The organism is Halobacteriovorax sp. RT-2-6 (genome assembly GCF_047085025.1).
Lineage (GTDB): Bacteria > Bdellovibrionota > Bacteriovoracia > Bacteriovoracales > Bacteriovoracaceae > Halobacteriovorax_A.
In genome coordinates this window covers 82,343-97,678 of the sequence record NZ_JBKIYH010000001.1, presented here as the reverse complement: position 1 = coordinate 97,678, position 15,336 = coordinate 82,343, and the positions used below count along the sequence as shown (strand labels likewise).

The 15,336-nt window shown below is 38.1% G+C and carries 19 protein-coding genes; 12 read left to right on the top strand and 7 right to left on the bottom strand.

The annotated features are described in order from the left end of the window. Window positions 1–107: 107 nt before the first annotated feature. Window positions 108–962 (top strand): hypothetical protein, encoded by an 855-nt coding sequence (locus ACMAYS_RS00455; protein WP_412462528.1) that lies wholly within the window; start codon window positions 108–110, stop codon window positions 960–962. 39 nt (window positions 963–1,001) lie between these two features. On the opposite strand, the gene ACMAYS_RS00450 is transcribed toward ACMAYS_RS00455, so the two are convergent. The 3 genes from ACMAYS_RS00450 to ACMAYS_RS00440 form a co-directional block, all read right to left on the bottom strand. Continuing rightward, entirely contained in the window at window positions 1,002–1,391 is a 390-nt protein-coding gene (locus ACMAYS_RS00450; protein WP_392992177.1) for a hypothetical protein, read from the bottom strand. An 80-nt stretch (window positions 1,392–1,471) separates the two neighbouring features. Then, on the bottom strand, window positions 1,472–2,806 hold the full coding sequence (gene mgtE / locus ACMAYS_RS00445; RefSeq protein ID WP_103217031.1) for a magnesium transporter: 1,335 nt from the start codon (window positions 2,804–2,806) through the stop codon (window positions 1,472–1,474). 70 nt (window positions 2,807–2,876) lie between these two features. After that, window positions 2,877–3,731 carry an MBL fold metallo-hydrolase gene (locus ACMAYS_RS00440; RefSeq protein ID WP_412462527.1) on the bottom strand — a complete coding sequence of 285 codons (855 nt, stop codon included), beginning with the start codon at window positions 3,729–3,731 and terminating at the stop codon, window positions 2,877–2,879. Between the two features lie 154 nt (window positions 3,732–3,885). On the opposite strand from ACMAYS_RS00440, the gene ACMAYS_RS00435 reads away from it, so the two are divergent. The 6 genes from ACMAYS_RS00435 to ACMAYS_RS00410 all read left to right on the top strand — a co-directional run bounded on the left by ACMAYS_RS00435 (window position 3,886) and on the right by ACMAYS_RS00410 (window position 9,542). Beyond that, entirely contained in the window at window positions 3,886–4,557 is a 672-nt protein-coding gene (locus ACMAYS_RS00435; RefSeq protein ID WP_103217029.1) for a succinate dehydrogenase cytochrome b subunit, read from the top strand. Then, on the top strand, window positions 4,557–6,497 hold the full coding sequence (locus tag ACMAYS_RS00430; RefSeq protein WP_233189692.1) for a fumarate reductase/succinate dehydrogenase flavoprotein subunit: 1,941 nt from the start codon (window positions 4,557–4,559) through the stop codon (window positions 6,495–6,497). Before ACMAYS_RS00435 ends, ACMAYS_RS00430 begins: the two co-directional genes overlap by 1 nt. A 30-nt stretch (window positions 6,498–6,527) precedes the next feature. Beyond that, entirely contained in the window at window positions 6,528–7,289 is a 762-nt protein-coding gene (locus ACMAYS_RS00425) for a succinate dehydrogenase/fumarate reductase iron-sulfur subunit (protein ID WP_103217560.1), read from the top strand. A gap of 102 nt (window positions 7,290–7,391) precedes the next feature. After that, window positions 7,392–7,976, top strand: coding sequence for a redoxin domain-containing protein (locus ACMAYS_RS00420; RefSeq protein ID WP_412462526.1), 585 nt, complete (start codon window positions 7,392–7,394; stop codon window positions 7,974–7,976). Between the two features lie 50 nt (window positions 7,977–8,026). Further along, window positions 8,027–9,070 (top strand): SprT-like domain-containing protein, encoded by a 1,044-nt coding sequence (locus ACMAYS_RS00415; RefSeq protein ID WP_412462525.1) that lies wholly within the window; start codon window positions 8,027–8,029, stop codon window positions 9,068–9,070. A gap of 82 nt (window positions 9,071–9,152) precedes the next feature. After that, complete coding sequence (locus tag ACMAYS_RS00410) at window positions 9,153–9,542, top strand: hypothetical protein (protein ID WP_103217026.1); 390 nt, start codon at window positions 9,153–9,155, stop codon at window positions 9,540–9,542. On the opposite strand, the gene ACMAYS_RS00405 is transcribed toward ACMAYS_RS00410, so the two are convergent. Continuing rightward, complete coding sequence (locus tag ACMAYS_RS00405; protein ID WP_412462524.1) at window positions 9,543–10,247, bottom strand: 4Fe-4S cluster-binding domain-containing protein; 705 nt, start codon at window positions 10,245–10,247, stop codon at window positions 9,543–9,545. Between the two features lie 116 nt (window positions 10,248–10,363). On the opposite strand from ACMAYS_RS00405, the gene ACMAYS_RS00400 reads away from it, so the two are divergent. The 3 genes from ACMAYS_RS00400 to ACMAYS_RS00390 all read left to right on the top strand — a co-directional run bounded on the left by ACMAYS_RS00400 (window position 10,364) and on the right by ACMAYS_RS00390 (window position 11,891). Continuing rightward, window positions 10,364–10,894 carry a hypothetical protein gene (locus tag ACMAYS_RS00400; protein WP_103217024.1) on the top strand — a complete coding sequence of 177 codons (531 nt, stop codon included), beginning with the start codon at window positions 10,364–10,366 and terminating at the stop codon, window positions 10,892–10,894. A 17-nt stretch (window positions 10,895–10,911) separates the two neighbouring features. Then, window positions 10,912–11,262 carry a hypothetical protein gene (locus ACMAYS_RS00395; protein WP_412462523.1) on the top strand — a complete coding sequence of 117 codons (351 nt, stop codon included), beginning with the start codon at window positions 10,912–10,914 and terminating at the stop codon, window positions 11,260–11,262. 197 nt (window positions 11,263–11,459) lie between these two features. Further along, window positions 11,460–11,891, top strand: a complete 432-nt coding sequence (locus ACMAYS_RS00390; RefSeq protein WP_103217022.1) for a TraR/DksA family transcriptional regulator — start codon at window positions 11,460–11,462, stop codon at window positions 11,889–11,891. 42 nt (window positions 11,892–11,933) lie between these two features. Here ACMAYS_RS00390 and ACMAYS_RS00385 read toward each other — a convergent pair whose 3' ends face one another. Next, window positions 11,934–12,596 carry a hypothetical protein gene (locus ACMAYS_RS00385; protein WP_103217021.1) on the bottom strand — a complete coding sequence of 221 codons (663 nt, stop codon included), beginning with the start codon at window positions 12,594–12,596 and terminating at the stop codon, window positions 11,934–11,936. Between the two features lie 48 nt (window positions 12,597–12,644). Between ACMAYS_RS00385 and ACMAYS_RS00380 the strand changes: the two genes are divergently transcribed. After that, window positions 12,645–13,043, top strand: coding sequence for a hypothetical protein (locus tag ACMAYS_RS00380; protein ID WP_412462522.1), 399 nt, complete (start codon window positions 12,645–12,647; stop codon window positions 13,041–13,043). Between the two features lie 28 nt (window positions 13,044–13,071). Then, on the top strand, window positions 13,072–13,521 hold the full coding sequence (locus ACMAYS_RS00375) for a hypothetical protein (RefSeq protein ID WP_412462521.1): 450 nt from the start codon (window positions 13,072–13,074) through the stop codon (window positions 13,519–13,521). A 7-nt stretch (window positions 13,522–13,528) separates the two neighbouring features. Here ACMAYS_RS00375 and ACMAYS_RS00370 read toward each other — a convergent pair whose 3' ends face one another. Beyond that, the gene (locus tag ACMAYS_RS00370) at window positions 13,529–13,942 is read right to left on the bottom strand and encodes a hypothetical protein (RefSeq protein WP_103217018.1); all 414 of its coding nucleotides are present in this window, start codon (window positions 13,940–13,942) and stop codon (window positions 13,529–13,531) included. A gap of 16 nt (window positions 13,943–13,958) precedes the next feature. After that, a complete protein-coding gene (locus tag ACMAYS_RS00365) occupies window positions 13,959–15,287 on the bottom strand; it encodes a DEAD/DEAH box helicase (RefSeq protein ID WP_412462520.1) in 1,329 nt (442 codons plus the stop codon). Window positions 15,288–15,336: the final 49 nt, after the last annotated feature.

Below are 15,336 nucleotides of genomic sequence, written 5' to 3'. Positions count from 1 at the left end.
TAAAAAAATACCATCATTAAAGTGTTGAAAATACTTTCTAATACGTTACACTTTATAACGTAATATTATTTACGTGTATCAAGATAATCTTGCTACAGGGGGAAACAATGAGTGGTTTAGACGATTTTTTAAAAAAGAAGAACAAACAGGCCAAACATGCGCTAACGTCATCAAGTGATGAGATTGTGAAAAAGTGTAGACACCTGTTAGAAAGAATTCAAGAAGAAGGTAGTGAGAAATATGATGAACTCTATGCTCACTTTCGTTTTCGCTATGACAAAGTAAATGTACAAAAGCATAAGGTTGAAAAATTCTTTGAAGAGCTTCAACAAGAACTAGATCGCCTGGGTAAAGATCCAATGAAAGTTCTAGCTGAATACGACAAGCTTATTGAAAAAGAATTAGAGGCCATTGGTCATATTGAGACATATCAGAATGTTAAGAAGTCGACAAAGAAAGCAATTAACAGAGTTGCAAAGGCCGCAAAAGAGATGTCAGATGATGTTGAAGAAGCGGTAAACGAAGTTAAACGCACGACTAAGAAAGTTGCTAATGATCTAACAAAGAAAGCACAAGATGCTAAGAAAGAAGCTAAGAAGGTTGTAAAGAAAGCGACAAAGAAAGTAGCTAAAAAAGCAGAAAAGAAGGTTGCGAAAAAAGTGGCCAAGAAGACTGCAAAGAAGACTGCAAAGAAGACTGCAAAGAAGACTGCAAAGAAAACAGCAAAGAAGGTAGCTAAAAAGACGGCCAATAAAGTTACCAAGAAAGTTGCGAAGAAAGCAGCAAAGAAAGTAGCTAAGAAGACGGCCAAAAAAGTTGCCAAGAAAGTTACGAAGAAAACAGCAAAGAAGGTAGCTAAGAAAACAGCAAAGAAAGCTGCACCAAAAAAAGCAGCGAAGAAAGTAGTCAAAAAGACGGCAAAGAAAACGGCAAAGAAGACGGCAAAGAAAAAATCAAAATAAAAAAAAGGCCCTCACTTGAGGGCCTTTTCTTATAAAACTCTACTCTTCAAAAAATAAAACTTTATCACTATTTCGCAGCATAAATCCCTTTATGTGATCATTCATATCAACAAATAACTTAAATACCTTCTCTTCCTGAGGAAGAGAGCTATCAAATGCTTTATTAAATAACTTGATATTCTTACAAACTACAGATGATGCATAATAAGTCTCTGAAGTTTCATAATAATTAAATGTTCTATCCTCACCTTCACCGCTATAGTTACCAAGATAAAAGCTAACTGAAGAAATACTTCCTGACTCTTCTTGTTCGGCCGTATAACAACTCGTTGAAGATACTGTTGCTAAATCAACAATTCTTAAAGTTTGTAGACCAGCTACTGCATAAAAATTAAATGCACTTACTAAAATTACTAAAGCTAATTTCATAAACTCTCCTAAATATTTTTTCTGATATTTAGCATGGTCGATGAGACATAAACACTCCCCCCTGAAGTATTTACCATAAGCTAAAGGAGCGCGTGAGCAATAGAGAAATAGATAATGATTCCCGTAACATCGCAAATTGTTGCAACAAAGGGAGTCGAGGCCGTGGCCGGGTCAAAGCGAAGCTTCTTAAGAATAAATGGCAGCATTGAACCCACAAGAGTTCCCCACGTCACAATACAAACAATACTGAAGCCAACGATCATGGAAATTCGAGCAAAGTTTAGGCCGTAAATTTCATTTGCATGAGGCCAAAAATAAATTCTTAAAAAACCAAAAACCCCTAGAATAAGCCCCATGAAAAGTCCTGAGCCGATTTCACGGAAAAAGACTCTGACAGTATCAGAATTTTTAACTTCACCAAGAGCAAGGGCGCGAATAACAAGTGTAGAAGCTTGCGAGCCCGAGTTTCCACCTGATGAAATAATTAAAGGAATAAACGTTACAAGAGCAACGGTTTGAGCAATGGCATTTTCAAAGTGAGTCATGGCAGTTGCCGTTAACATCTGGCCAATAAAGAGAATGATAAGCCAGCCTAGACGCTTTCTTGCCATTTCAAAAAAACCAACTTCAAGATAAGGAGCATCAAGAGACTCAACGGCACCGATCTTTTGCATATCTTCTGTCGTCTCTTCTTCTACCGCCTTAATGATATCATCAACTGTAATGATACCTTTCATACGAAATTCTTCATCAACAACAGGAAGAACAACCTGGTCGTGACGGGCAAACACACGCCCAATCTCTTCCTGATCCATATTATCGGGGATCGCAATTAGATCCTGTCCACTACTCATAAGCTCTGATACTTTTTGACCATCACGTGCTCCAAAGAGCTCTCGCAAAGAAACCACCCCTAAAAGCTTTTGAGAAGCATCGATAACATAAGTATAATAGATTGTTTCAACATTACTCAGCGTTTGAGTACGAATATAGCGAATGGCCTCTTCCACCATCATATTTGCACGCAGGCGAATATAATTGGAGTTCATTAGACCACCGGCAACGTCTTCGGCATAGGCCATTAGGGCCATTACCTCAACACGCGCATGCTTTGCTAAAAGAGATAGAGTTTCTTCTACTTGGTCTCGATCGAGAAGTTGAAGAATATCGGCCAAGTCATCATAGGCCAAGTCATTTGCCCAACGTCTTTTAAGATCGCGGTCAAATTGTTCAAATAAATCAGCTTGGTAGTTTGAATCAAGAGAGTCAAAGAAATCCAATGCCTCTTCTTCAGACATACTATTAAAAGTTGAGAGACGCTCAGACTCAGAAAGAGAAGGCCAATCTTTAAGGGCGATACCAATTTTAGTAAATTGCATCGTGTTCTCAATTTCTGGATGAGTTTCGTTTGTCATTTAGTTTGCTCCCACAAAGTACTAATCGACATTCTAAGTATAAACTTAAATAAAATTAGCTAGTTAGATTTTATAATTTAACTGGAACTTTCAAAAATGGTGCCCCATCCTCTTCATTAAAGATAAACTCTCCCCCATTCATATTATACTGAATACTAGGAATCAGTAGCCTTGGAGAGCTTAAGTGTGCATCCCTAGTTGTTCGAAAGCTTAAGAACTCATCTTTAGAAGTACTTGCCTTGCATTGTATATTATTACGCTTTTGTTTTCCTACAGTAGTCTTAAACATAATCTCACGTCCACCAGGCCCATAATCATGACCGACGTAGATGGTACAATTATCATCTAAGGCATAGATTTTTTGTATGGATTCATAAAGGTCATCCGCACTGCCTTTAGGAAAATCACATCGCCCTGTTCCCATATCAGGCATGAAGATCGCATCTCCTACAAATAACGCTTCTTTATTTACATATAAGCTCATACAAGCAGGCGTGTGACCAGGTGTTTCAATAATTTCAACTTCAAGATCATCTGCAACTTTAAAAGTTTCTCCTTCTCGTGTTAATAAATCGAATTGAGAACCATCCTCTTTAACTTGTGAACGGTAAGCTTGATTAAAGACAACTTGTACCTGCTTTATATTTTCATGAATGACAATTTTTGCATTTGGATAAAATTTCTTTAGGCTCGATGCACCAGATAAATGATCAGCATGAACATGAGTCTCAAAGATATAAGTTAGCTCTAAATTATTTGCTTTTAAAAACTCGTCGATGAGTTCGACTTCTTTTGTTGACACAGTTCCACTAGCGTAGTCAAAATTTAAAACGGGATCAACAACCACTGCCTTCTTTGTTGCCAAAGAGTAAATGATATAAGTCAGAGTATTAGTGTCTTTATCAAAAAAAGAGTGGATCAACATTTAAAATTCTCCTAATCCTTGAGGCATATTTACATTGTGCATCACAAAATGAAAATCACTTAAAAATTCACTTAAGTTTTGGTGATTTAAGGATTATAATCCATTCAAATAACATTTTAAAATTTTTATTAAATTAGACAAAGGAAATGTATCAATGTCAGCATTACGCTTTTATTTGACTAACTCCGTTGCTAAAAAGCAAGTAATGGGAGTTACGGGACTTCTTCTATGTGGTTTCCTATTATCACACATGCTTGGTAACTTTTTACTAATGGTTGGAGCAGACGCTTTTAACAAGTACGCTTACACGCTTACTTCAAACCCGCTAATCTATGTTGCTGAAGCAGGTCTTCTAGTAATCTTCTTAACTCACCTCTTTATGGCCCTGAAACTTACGATGGAAAATAAAGCAGCTCGTCCAGTTAAGTACTACATGAAGCAACCAACAGGACGCGGAGCAACTTTCGCATCATCAACTATGCCTTACACAGGTATGCTAATTCTTTTCTTCATCATCATGCACTTAATTAACTTTAAGTATGGTGCTGTATATATGACGACATTAAACGGAATGGAAGTTCGTGACCTTTACAAAACAGTAATCGTATACTTTGCTTCTCCTCTTAATGTGGGAATGTATGTAGTTTTCATGATTGTACTTGGAATCCACGTATCTCACGGATTCTGGTCGGCCTTTCAATCAATTGGATTTAACCACCCTAAGTATATGCCAGCAATCAAGTTTCTATCGAAACTATATGCTGTTGTCTTAACTGTTGGATACTCTACAATTGCAATTTGGTGTCACGTTAAGGGAGGAATGTAATGACTAATATGAATATCAAAAAAATGGATGGAAAAGTTCCAGCTGGTGACGATATCACTAAAGTATGGACTCAACATAAATTTAACATGAAGCTTGTTAACCCTGCCAACAGACGTAAGTTTGAAATTATCGTTGTTGGTTCTGGACTTGCTGGTGCATCTGCTGCTGCAACTCTTGGAGAGCAAGGTTACAATGTTAAGTGTTTCTGCCTTCAAGACTCTGCACGTCGTGCACACTCGATTGCAGCTCAAGGTGGTGTTAACGCTGCTAAGAACTACCCAAATGATGGTGACTCAATCTGGCGTCTATTTTATGACACTGTAAAAGGTGGAGATTACCGTGCACGTGAAGCTAACGTCTATCGCCTAGCTGAAGTTGCAAATAATATTATCGACCAATGTGCGGCCCAAGGTGTTCCTTTTGCTCGTGAATACGGTGGGACTCTTTCTAACCGTTCATTTGGTGGTGCTCAAGTATCACGTACATTCTATGCTCGTGGACAAACTGGTCAACAGCTACTTCTTGGTGCTTACTCTTCTCTAATGAAAGAAGTAGGACGTGGAAAGGTTCAAATGCTAACTCGTCGTGAGATGGTTGACCTAGTTATGGTTGACGGTCGCGCTCGTGGTATTATCACAAGAAACGTAATCACTGGTGAATTCGAAAAGCACGCAGCTGATGCCGTTCTAATGTGTACAGGTGGATACGGAAACGTTTACTACCTATCAACAAACGCAATGACTTCAAATGGTTCAGCAGCTTGGAAAGCTTATAAAAAAGGTGCAATGTTTGCTAACCCATGTTTCACTCAAATTCACCCAACTTGTATTCCAAGACATGGTGAAAACCAGTCGAAACTTACTCTTATGTCAGAGTCTCTAAGAAACGATGGACGTGTTTGGGTTCCAAAGACTCCAGGTGATCACAGAAAAGCAGCTGAGATCCCAGAAGAAGAGAGAGATTACTACCTAGAGAGAAAATATCCTTCATTCGGTAACCTTGTTCCTCGTGACGTTGCTTCAAGAAATGCAAAAGAACAAATTGACCAAGGTAAATCAGTTCGCGCCGGTGAAGAAGCAGTTTACCTAGACTTCCAAGCGGCGATTGAGCGCGATGGTGAAGACGCAATTAGAGAGCGCTACGGTAACCTATTTGATATGTACGAAAGAATTACTGATGAAAACCCATATAAAGTTCCAATGAGAATTTACCCAGCGGTTCACTATACAATGGGTGGTTTATGGGTTGATTATAACCTACAAACAACAGTTCCAGGGCTATTTGCTCTTGGTGAAGCAAACTTCTCAGACCACGGTGCAAACCGTCTAGGTGCATCTGCACTAATGCAAGGTCTAGCAGATGGATACTTTGTTGCTCCATTTACAGTTCCTAACTACCTAGCAAGTGAAAAACTTATGGGTAATAAAGTTGGAACTGATCACCCAGAATTTGACAAGGCACTTACTGATTCAAAAGAAAGATTCTCTAAGTTACTTTCAATCAATGGAACAAGATCAGTTGAGTCAATTCACAAGGAACTTGGGCAAATCATGTGGAACCATGTTGGTATGGCAAGAGATGCAAAAGGTCTTCAAGAAGGGATTGATAAAATTAAAAAACTTCGTGAAGTGTTCTGGAAAGACGTTAAGGTTACAGGAACAGCAGATGGAATTAATATCGAGCTTGAAAAAGCTAACCGTCTTGCAGACTTCCTAGAGCTTGGTGAGCTAATGGCACGCGACGCTCTTGAAAGACCAGAATCATGTGGTGGTCACTTCAGAGAAGAGTCTCAAACAGATGAGAACGAGGCCCTAAGAAATGACAATGACTTCTGTCACGCAGCTGTATGGGAATACACTGGTGAAGCTAGTGAGCCAATTAGAAACGTGGAAGAACTAGACTTCCCTAACGTTCCACTAACACAAAGAAGTTACAAATAAGAGGTATATGATATGAGTAGCAATAATAATATGACACTTCATCTAAAAATCTGGCGTCAAAAGAATCGTGAAGATAAAGGTCAAATGGCCGACTATACTTTAGAAAACGTTTCTCCGGATGCTTCATTTCTTGAAATGCTAGATCAGTTAAACGAAGAACTAATTCCACAAGGTGTTGAGCCAGTAGCTTTCGACCACGACTGTCGTGAAGGTATTTGTGGTATGTGTTCTCTAATGATCAATGGTCAAGCTCACGGGCCAGAAGCTGAAACAACAACTTGTCAGCTTCACATGAGAAAGTTCTCTGATGGTGATACGATTGTTATCGAACCATTTAGAGCAAGAGCTTTCCCAGTAGAAAAAGACCTTATGGTTGATCGTAGTGCATTTGATGAAATCATCGCTGCTGGTGGTTTCGTATCTGTAAACACAGGAAATGCTCAAGATGCAAACGCTATCCTAATCCCAAAAGAGCAAGCAGACCTAGCAATGGACGCTGCAGCTTGTATTGGTTGTGGAGCTTGTGTTGCTTCATGTAAGAACGCTTCTGCGATGCTTTTCGTATCGGCCAAAGTTTCTCAAATGGCACTTCTTCCACAAGGACAAGCTGAAGCTTCTCAACGTGTTCAAAACATGGTTAAGAAGATGGATGATCTTGGATTTGGTAACTGTACTAACGAAGCTGAATGTGAAGCTTCATGCCCGAAAGGAATTGAAATCACAAATATCGCTCGTATGAACAGAGAGCTTCTAAAAGCTGCTGTAACATCTAAGACGACACCAACTGTTTAATTTAATAAATTAAATTCAAATAAAAATAAGGGCCTACAAATGTAGGCCTTTATTTATTGAATGCTCCTTTTTCACAGCGTAGAATATCCAAAAGGAGCATTTATGAAATTAATCGTCTCTCTCTTTATGACTACACTTACTCTCGCTTTATCTCCAGGAGATAAGGCCCCAAACTTTACTCTTGAAAACCAAGACGGAAAGCAGATTACACTGGCCTCTTTTAAAGGCAAGAAAGTTATTCTTGAGTGGTATAACGAAGGCTGTCCCTTCGTTAGAAAACATTATGATTCACTAAATATGCAGCAGACACAGAAGCTTGCAAAAGATAGCGGCCATTACTGGCTTACAATTAATTCATCTAATATTGGAAAACAGGGTTATATCAGAGACGCCGCTGCTGCAAAGAATCGCCTACAGGTCGAAAAATCAAATGCTTCTCACCTTCTGATTGATACAGACGGAACTGTTGGTAGACGCTATAATGCAAAGACAACGCCAGAGATTTTCATCATTAATGAAAGCGGTATAATTGACTATATGGGGGCCATCGACAGTATTCCTTCGGCCGACAAAAATGATATTCAAAACGCTCGAAACTATGTTAAAAACGCGCTAGAACAACTTAAGAACAATGAGAAAGTAAATCCAGCGAGAACAAAACCGTATGGATGCAGTGTTAAATATTAATGTTTATTTATAACGAAAATACCCAATTATTTATAAAAAAGATTCGTCTTATGGCCTGTGATATATTCGCGGGAATTGGTCTCTCTTTTAAGCGCTCACGCCTCCACTACAAAGGAGTGATGTACCCGCTTACATTTGTTGTAAATGACTCTGACAAAATCCTAGGCTTCTACGATCCACTTATTTATCAAATTGGAATCAATAGGTGCTTTCTTACAATTAACGATGACAAGCTTCTAGAAAATGTTCTCAAGCATGAGCTTGCCCACTTCTTAGTTCACATTGAATGTGGCATACACGAGCAGGCACACGGTATCGAATTTAGAGGTATTTTTAAACGCTTTGGCTGGGATGATAACTTTTCAAAGTCGCAAGTAAACTTAAGTGCCTTTGTAAAAAGCAATGATAATATCACGGCAAAGATTCAAAAGCTTCTGGAGCTTGCTAAGTCAGAAAATGAATTTGAGGCCAAACTTGCTGCCAAAAAAGCAAATGATCTCATTCAAAAACACAACTTAGACAAACTTAAACTTAATCATCTAGCACGAGATGATTTTGATATGAAAGACTTTGAAGATACTTATGTCAGACGAGTCGCCTCTTTTAAAAGACGCAACCTTCTTCACGATTGCCTCTACGATATACTTAAGGAATATGCAGTCTCTCCAGTCTTCAGCTCTGGACGTGGCGGGGGCTACCTCGAAATTATTGGGGCCAAAGAAAATGTTGAGGCCGCTCACTATATCTATGACTATACAGTAAATGCGATGGAAGGACTTTGGAAGCAGGCCAAGAAAAACTCAAATTTAAAAGGTGTTCGTGCTCGTAATTCTTATTATAAGAGTTTTACGAAATCGTTCCTAATTGAACTTAAAGGTCATCAGAGCAAGCAAATAAGCTCACGTGAACTAATCCATATTAAAGGTCTTGCCGAGGCCCATCGAAACCGAGTCTACCCTCGTGTCTCATCGCAAACAAGTCAGGCAACTAGCTTTGATGCAAATGCATGGAATCTTGGCGCTAAGGCCGGTAAACAATTTAAAATGGGTAAAGGAATTGGACAAAAATCCTCCACAAAACTTCTAACTAACTAAAAATTGATACGGAATAATCTTTCTAAAATTTCTTAATATTTTGGCCAATAAACCGATATGCTTGATGTTAAGCGGAGATCTAATGGCAAAGATAGCAAATTCTAAAAAAATTATTAAGGGGTTTATTACTCAATGTACGATGGTTTTTAAATCATATGATTATCATGTCGTTGAATCAAAAAATAAATCCAATCTTTGGCACTTTAGCGTTTCTAAAGACGACAAGAAATATGTAGTCTACTGTACAAACTCTCTTGATAAGGTTCAAGGGATTATCAAAATTGCTCTTAAGAAACTTCCTACAGACACAAAACTTGTTGTTATTTGTGATAACTTCTCTCAAGAAGATCGAACTAAGGCCGACTCTAATTCCTACACGATTACAGATTTAGGAACGATTAAAAAATATGGAGTTGATTTACTAGAGGCCAAGCAACGTGAGACCTTAGCAAGAACGAGAAGGGCCGCTTAATTAAACACTCTTTTTATCAGCACCGTAGATCCACTTATGCTGCTGTCCGATGACTCTAAATGGTCCACCCTCTAACTGATTCCAATCCTGAATATCGATAAATCTTTGCATTGGAAATTCTTCACTTGGTTCAAAACACGGTGTTAGCACCCAAGGAAAATCAATTGAACCTAAACTCTCCTCAAGCTTACGATAAGCTCCTAGAGTGTAGTCAAAGTCCTTACGATCAGCAATAACGGCCTTTAGCTGAAACTTTCCACTATAGTTTTGAGCAAGCTTTTCAATAAGTGAAAGACGAGTCTGTACACCTGTCGAAGGTGTTTTTAGATCAAATGAGATGTAATCAAGGTTTTCAAATACTTCATCAACAACTCGTGTCCCTGCAGCTTCAAGATTAAGCTTAAAGCCTTTTTCTTTTAAAAATTTTGATAGAGCAACAACACTTGGAACATGTTTAGGATGAAGAGGGTCTCCACCTGTAATTGAAATCCAATTTATTTTTCCCTGATAAGACTCTTCTAGTATCTTTTCAAAAATCGACTCAATCGAAGTTGGCTCAATATCAAAACTCCAAGTATCCATTGAATCACAATTAATACAACCAACGGCACAACCTTGAAAGCGCACAAAGACCTGAGAGCGTCCAACAAAGACTCCCTCTCCTTCTGTAGCACGGTAAATGTCGTTAATAAGATACTGCTGCATTGAAAACCTTCTTAAAGGGTATTTATATAGCATAAGGCCTTAAAATGTCATATATTTAAAAGTAAATCGAGTAATTGCTACATGAAAAATCGCAAAAATGGCCCAAGGGAAGAAATATGATTGATATAGATGAACAGTTTCGCGTCGTCATCGCTGATTTACAGGCGGGAAAAAGGCCCAACTGCACTTATACAAAAGAAGATTTCAGTGTTTTTAAGCTACGTTTTCAGGAGCTAAATCGCGAAGAAAACTGGGATGCACTTATCCCCCTACTGTGTTTACTTGATAATACCATTACTCTTGATCATATTATCTACCCAGAGATTATGGACTGCCTTGCACTTTGCCACGATCCAGAAGTCCTTACTCTGTGTTTAGGCGTTGCCAGAAAGCAGATAATAGATGAATTCCACAAAAGAGGTGAAAGACTACCATTTGACTTCTTAGAGGCACTTGAAAAACTTATTGGCCATCAAGACCCTGAGGTCTTTGAATGGACTCTGCGCCTTATTGAATCCCTTGGTTCACAATCAATTTATTTCAAAAAGGCCGTATTAGAAGCAAAACCAGGCTTCTTTGCACGATTTAACCAGCATAAGAAGGCCTGCGTGGAAATAATTGAGCTACTAGAACGTCGCTGGAAGTAGTGTGCTACAATTAGTTTATGGAAAGAAAGTTTAGCGCCAATGAGAATTTTGAATTACTAAAGAACGAACGTAATATTGCAAATAGGCAGATGTATCAAATGCAGCCTTCGCAAGAAGTTCAGGTTCAGATCTTTCCAGACAAGAGCGTAACACCGGCCAAATTCATTCCAAATAAAACCCTGCCTGGAACTTTTAGGGCCCATCCAACAACGATAGCGGCCATGAGAAGCGATCTCTTTGCCAATATGTATGACGAAGCCTTTGAGGAATTAAGCGCACTAATCACATGTTCAAGCTGTCAAAATGAGGTAGATAAGCAGTTTTGGAAGTTTTGCCCTCATTGTGAAGCAGCGTTTCCTAAAAACTAGATCTAAACTGTTGAAATTTCGTGACAAAGTAATCCTTTGTAAGAAAAATACCTTTTACTAACACTTTCCCGACCAGTAAATTCTTTCTACAACACACGAACACAATATTTGTTGTGCGTAATTGTTTTGCCTAAGCGCAAATTAAAGGTTACAAGCAACTTGTTTCACTGGAAGAAACACGGCACAAGGGAGTCGAAATGAACAGAGCTAACTCGTATCTATCGGACAAGCAAATAGCTGCACTTAAAGATGCGCTACTTGCTGACAAAGAAAGAATTCTTAACAAAAACAGTGAGAAAGAGCAGTATTGCATGGACAAGAACGAACTACTTGACCCTCTAGATGAGGCAGTAGCTAACGTTCAAACATCGCAGGAAATTCGTTTCAGAAATCGTGAAAACTTCTACGTAAAGAAAATCAATAAAGCACTTACAAAAATCGAAAAAGGTGAATATGGCCTATGCGATGAGTGTGATATTGAAATTGGTTACGATCGTCTAATGGCGAGAAACACAGCGGAACTTTGTATTTCATGTAAAGAAGAAGCTGAGCACGAAGAGAGATCAAACGTATACTTAAAACGTTCAAAGTCTCTTGGAAAAACAATTGCTGAAATTGGAAAAAGATAATTAAAAAAGCCTCGCATCGCGAGGCTTTTTTATTTGTTTGAGCTACTTTCTAAAGTAGCTAATACTTAATAACTCGAATTCATCTGCAATATGATATTGTCCAGTTGAATACTCCGCAGAGTTAACTAGATTTGATGTGACGATACTCTTTCTTACATCTTTAATTTCATCTCTTTCAACGTTAAAGTATAAAACGTAAACCTTAGATGAGAGTTTATCAACTTTCTTAGGCGACATCCCCTGCTCACCCAAGAGCTTTTGTAGATCGACAATATTTTTCTGATCAATAGAAACTATCAATTTATCACTAGCAATTGACTGGCAAGCTCCTTTGCTATCTTGAGCAAGTCCAATTCCTGAGAAAGTTAACTCAGTATTCTTATTTACATTTGCTCTAAGACAATAATCGACTTTATCGTAAGAGATACGAAAGGCCAAAGAAAGTCTTGGTCCACATAATCCGAACGAATGAATCATATCAATCTTGTCTGCCGCAAATTTTTGTTCATGTAAGTACTTAACAACGTGGCCTAAAATCTCATCACGATTTGTATTAATACTTACCTGATCATTAAAGGAAGCTATTTTAGTGCGCCCCTCATCTTCCTTGTACCAACAAGTGTCGTTATTAACAGAAGTTAATGCTCCGGCGTAAATAAATTTACTAAGTAGTAATGAAAATAAAGATATAATTATTTTGTTCATAAACTTTCATCGGTATTTAAAGCGCAATATTTAGTGTAGACTTTAGTCATGACAGGCAATCAGTTGGAAATTCAATTAATAGAGAAAGTTACTCGGTCATTTTACGAGAAGGCCATTAATGACGTATTCATCGGCTATCACTTTCGAAAAATAACTGCTAATAGCGCTCCACTCTCAAGCATTGATGATTTTCAAGAGCATCTCGTTAATATAAATGCTTTTTGGCAGGCACAATTGCTAGGAATAAAATTTCCTCGTCCTGCGGCACACTTACTTGAGGCACATGAGTACTTAAATATTCATATGGGAGAGCTTGGTCGTTGGGTAATGCTTTTTAAAGAAACATTAAATGAATATAGACAGCAATCCCCTGAGTTTATCAATTCTTGGGAAGTAAAAATTGATGCATTCCAGACGGGCTTTAAAAAGTACTTCTTTAAGGCCTGATAAAGTATAGAGCGTAACGGAGATCGATATGTTAAAACTTGAAACTAATTTTCAAAACTTAACACTTAACTCATTTCCAACTAAGCTAGCACTTATGTGTATCTTACTACTTGTTGTTGGGCTTGGAAGTTACTTAACATTCAATAATAAGCTTGCTCAAAAAGATCTACTTCTATTTCTCTTCACACCCATTGTCGTCTTATCCTTAATAAAATACCGACACTTGGAAATGAGCAAACCGAGAAATACTGCAAGATTAGTCGCTCGCTCATTGCTAAGAAAACAAATCACACAATTTGGACTTGATGAAATTGAACGTATAGAGCTTTTGAAAACCAAAGGCGCCACAGCTTCTAATCATGCAATTCAAATACGATTAAATAATAACAAGAGTTTTCAAATCACAAGTAGTGACTTTATAGGTGCTAATAAAAAACTAGAACAATACTATGAAGAGATTAGGCAGTGGTTAAAGTAAGTGAGGTTTAATTACACTCTTGTCTTGTCTTAGGACTTTTCGCCTTATAAACCTGTTTAACAAAATCAACAAGAACAGGCTCATCTGCAACATCATCAAAGAGCCAATTACGAGCATAATATTGACCAAGCTTATAAGCGGCCAAACATGCTTCATTAGATGATAAGTATTGGACAACAATCATTTCAACTAGTCTCACCTTAAAGCGCTTAGGAGAGCCTTCAATACAGCCGGCCGGATAATCCTTGCAGTCAAGGTGTCTCTCCTTCTCCTTCACACTAAGGCGAACTTCTTCAATTGTATTGTCGAATTTATAGGCCATATCAAACATTTCCAAAGGCGTATAAATATCCTTTTCAGAACATGATGAAGTAATAAGTGAAGTTAATAGAAGAAAGAAAATGCTAATATGTTTAAACATATTAGCATTTTATCATTTAACGGCGTCTGCCGCGAGAAGTTTTTGAAGTACGAGAAGGTGTACGTCCACCTGTGCGAGATGTTGATCTCGTCGTCGTTTTTGAAGTCTTTTTCTGTGGTGCTGGCCCACGTCTAGCAACTTTCTTTGCAACCTTTTTGGCTCCCGATTTCTTTGCCATCGACTTAAGAAAGATTGGATCAATCTTCAAAGTATCTTGATTCTTAATGGCATCATTAATTTGCCCAATAAGTTTTTGATCTTTCTTAGTTACAAAGTTATAGACACTTCCGGCCCTTCCAGCACGACCTACACGTCCCGAACGGTGAATATAATAAACTGCTTCAAATGGAAGATCGTAATTTAGTACCCATTGCAGAGTCTTAATGTCGATCCCACGGGCCGCCATATCAGTAGTGATAAGAATACCACCAGTTGATTTAAACTTTTTAAAATTCTCACTTCTTTCTTTTGCAGTAATATCACCATGAGAAACATAAAGGTTTTTATGAAGTTTTGCTTGCTTCATATAGTTATAAACTTCTACCGCCTTCTCTTTTTGGTTAACAAAAATAATCCCACTGCCCTTTGCTTCTTTTTTAACGAAAACATCAAGCATGGCATTCTTCTCTGTATATTCGAGAGCAATATTGAAAGTTTCAATAGTTTGAGAAAGTCCGTGTGAGCCAACTAGGCTTACTGATTTAAATTCCATACCTGAGAAGAAGTCGGCCTTTAGCATATCAAAGTCATCGGCCATCGTTGCAGAAACAAGGCATGCTTGGTACGAAGACGTAAGATGACGACGAATGGCCTTAAGCTCACGCATAAATCCCATATCAAGAAGCTGGTCGGCTTCATCAATAATTAGATACTCAAGTTCATCTAGACGGATCTCTTTTTTCTCAATCATTGATTTAATTCGGCCAGGGCCTCCAATAAGAATATCAAAAGTTTGTTTTTTAAGTGTACTTACCTTCTTGCCTTTTTCACCACCAAGGGCAAGACGAACACGCATCTTTGCATGGTGAGAAATCTTCTTACACTCATCAGAGACTTGCATCGCAAGCTCTTTAATTGGTAGAAGAATAATCGCGCGAGGCGAGCCTGCCTTTTGATTTTTTATGTCTGCTTCTGTTTCTTTTAGCTTTTGAAATAGTGGTAGAAGATAACTTAGTGTTTTACCACTACCAGTTTGGGCCTGTACTTGTAGGTTGTGACCTTCTAGAAACTGAGGAATTGCTTCAGCTTGTACTTCAGTTGGTTTTGTTAGTTTATTCTCTTTAAGGAAACCTGCAAATAGGTCCATATCAACAATATCAACAAATTCTTTTGTGTTTTTTGCCATTTTATACTCTCCTAAATAGACATATCCACTCACGGTCCCCTGGCCTAAC

Coding starts and splice junctions, on each gene's coding strand:
- ACMAYS_RS00455 (WP_412462528.1), top strand. CDS start 108: ATGAGTGGTTTAGACGATTTTTTAAAAAAGAAGAACAAACAGGCCAAA.
- ACMAYS_RS00450 (WP_392992177.1), bottom strand. CDS start 1,391: ATGAAATTAGCTTTAGTAATTTTAGTAAGTGCATTTAATTTTTATGCA.
- mgtE (WP_103217031.1), bottom strand. CDS start 2,806: ATGACAAACGAAACTCATCCAGAAATTGAGAACACGATGCAATTTACT.
- ACMAYS_RS00440 (WP_412462527.1), bottom strand. CDS start 3,731: ATGTTGATCCACTCTTTTTTTGATAAAGACACTAATACTCTGACTTAT.
- ACMAYS_RS00435 (WP_103217029.1), top strand. CDS start 3,886: ATGTCAGCATTACGCTTTTATTTGACTAACTCCGTTGCTAAAAAGCAA.
- ACMAYS_RS00430 (WP_233189692.1), top strand. CDS start 4,557: ATGACTAATATGAATATCAAAAAAATGGATGGAAAAGTTCCAGCTGGT.
- ACMAYS_RS00425 (WP_103217560.1), top strand. CDS start 6,528: ATGACACTTCATCTAAAAATCTGGCGTCAAAAGAATCGTGAAGATAAA.
- ACMAYS_RS00420 (WP_412462526.1), top strand. CDS start 7,392: ATGAAATTAATCGTCTCTCTCTTTATGACTACACTTACTCTCGCTTTA.
- ACMAYS_RS00415 (WP_412462525.1), top strand. CDS start 8,027: ATGGCCTGTGATATATTCGCGGGAATTGGTCTCTCTTTTAAGCGCTCA.
- ACMAYS_RS00410 (WP_103217026.1), top strand. CDS start 9,153: ATGGCAAAGATAGCAAATTCTAAAAAAATTATTAAGGGGTTTATTACT.
- ACMAYS_RS00405 (WP_412462524.1), bottom strand. CDS start 10,247: ATGCAGCAGTATCTTATTAACGACATTTACCGTGCTACAGAAGGAGAG.
- ACMAYS_RS00400 (WP_103217024.1), top strand. CDS start 10,364: ATGATTGATATAGATGAACAGTTTCGCGTCGTCATCGCTGATTTACAG.
- ACMAYS_RS00395 (WP_412462523.1), top strand. CDS start 10,912: ATGGAAAGAAAGTTTAGCGCCAATGAGAATTTTGAATTACTAAAGAAC.
- ACMAYS_RS00390 (WP_103217022.1), top strand. CDS start 11,460: ATGAACAGAGCTAACTCGTATCTATCGGACAAGCAAATAGCTGCACTT.
- ACMAYS_RS00385 (WP_103217021.1), bottom strand. CDS start 12,596: ATGAACAAAATAATTATATCTTTATTTTCATTACTACTTAGTAAATTT.
- ACMAYS_RS00380 (WP_412462522.1), top strand. CDS start 12,645: ATGACAGGCAATCAGTTGGAAATTCAATTAATAGAGAAAGTTACTCGG.
- ACMAYS_RS00375 (WP_412462521.1), top strand. CDS start 13,072: ATGTTAAAACTTGAAACTAATTTTCAAAACTTAACACTTAACTCATTT.
- ACMAYS_RS00370 (WP_103217018.1), bottom strand. CDS start 13,942: ATGTTTAAACATATTAGCATTTTCTTTCTTCTATTAACTTCACTTATT.
- ACMAYS_RS00365 (WP_412462520.1), bottom strand. CDS start 15,287: ATGGCAAAAAACACAAAAGAATTTGTTGATATTGTTGATATGGACCTA.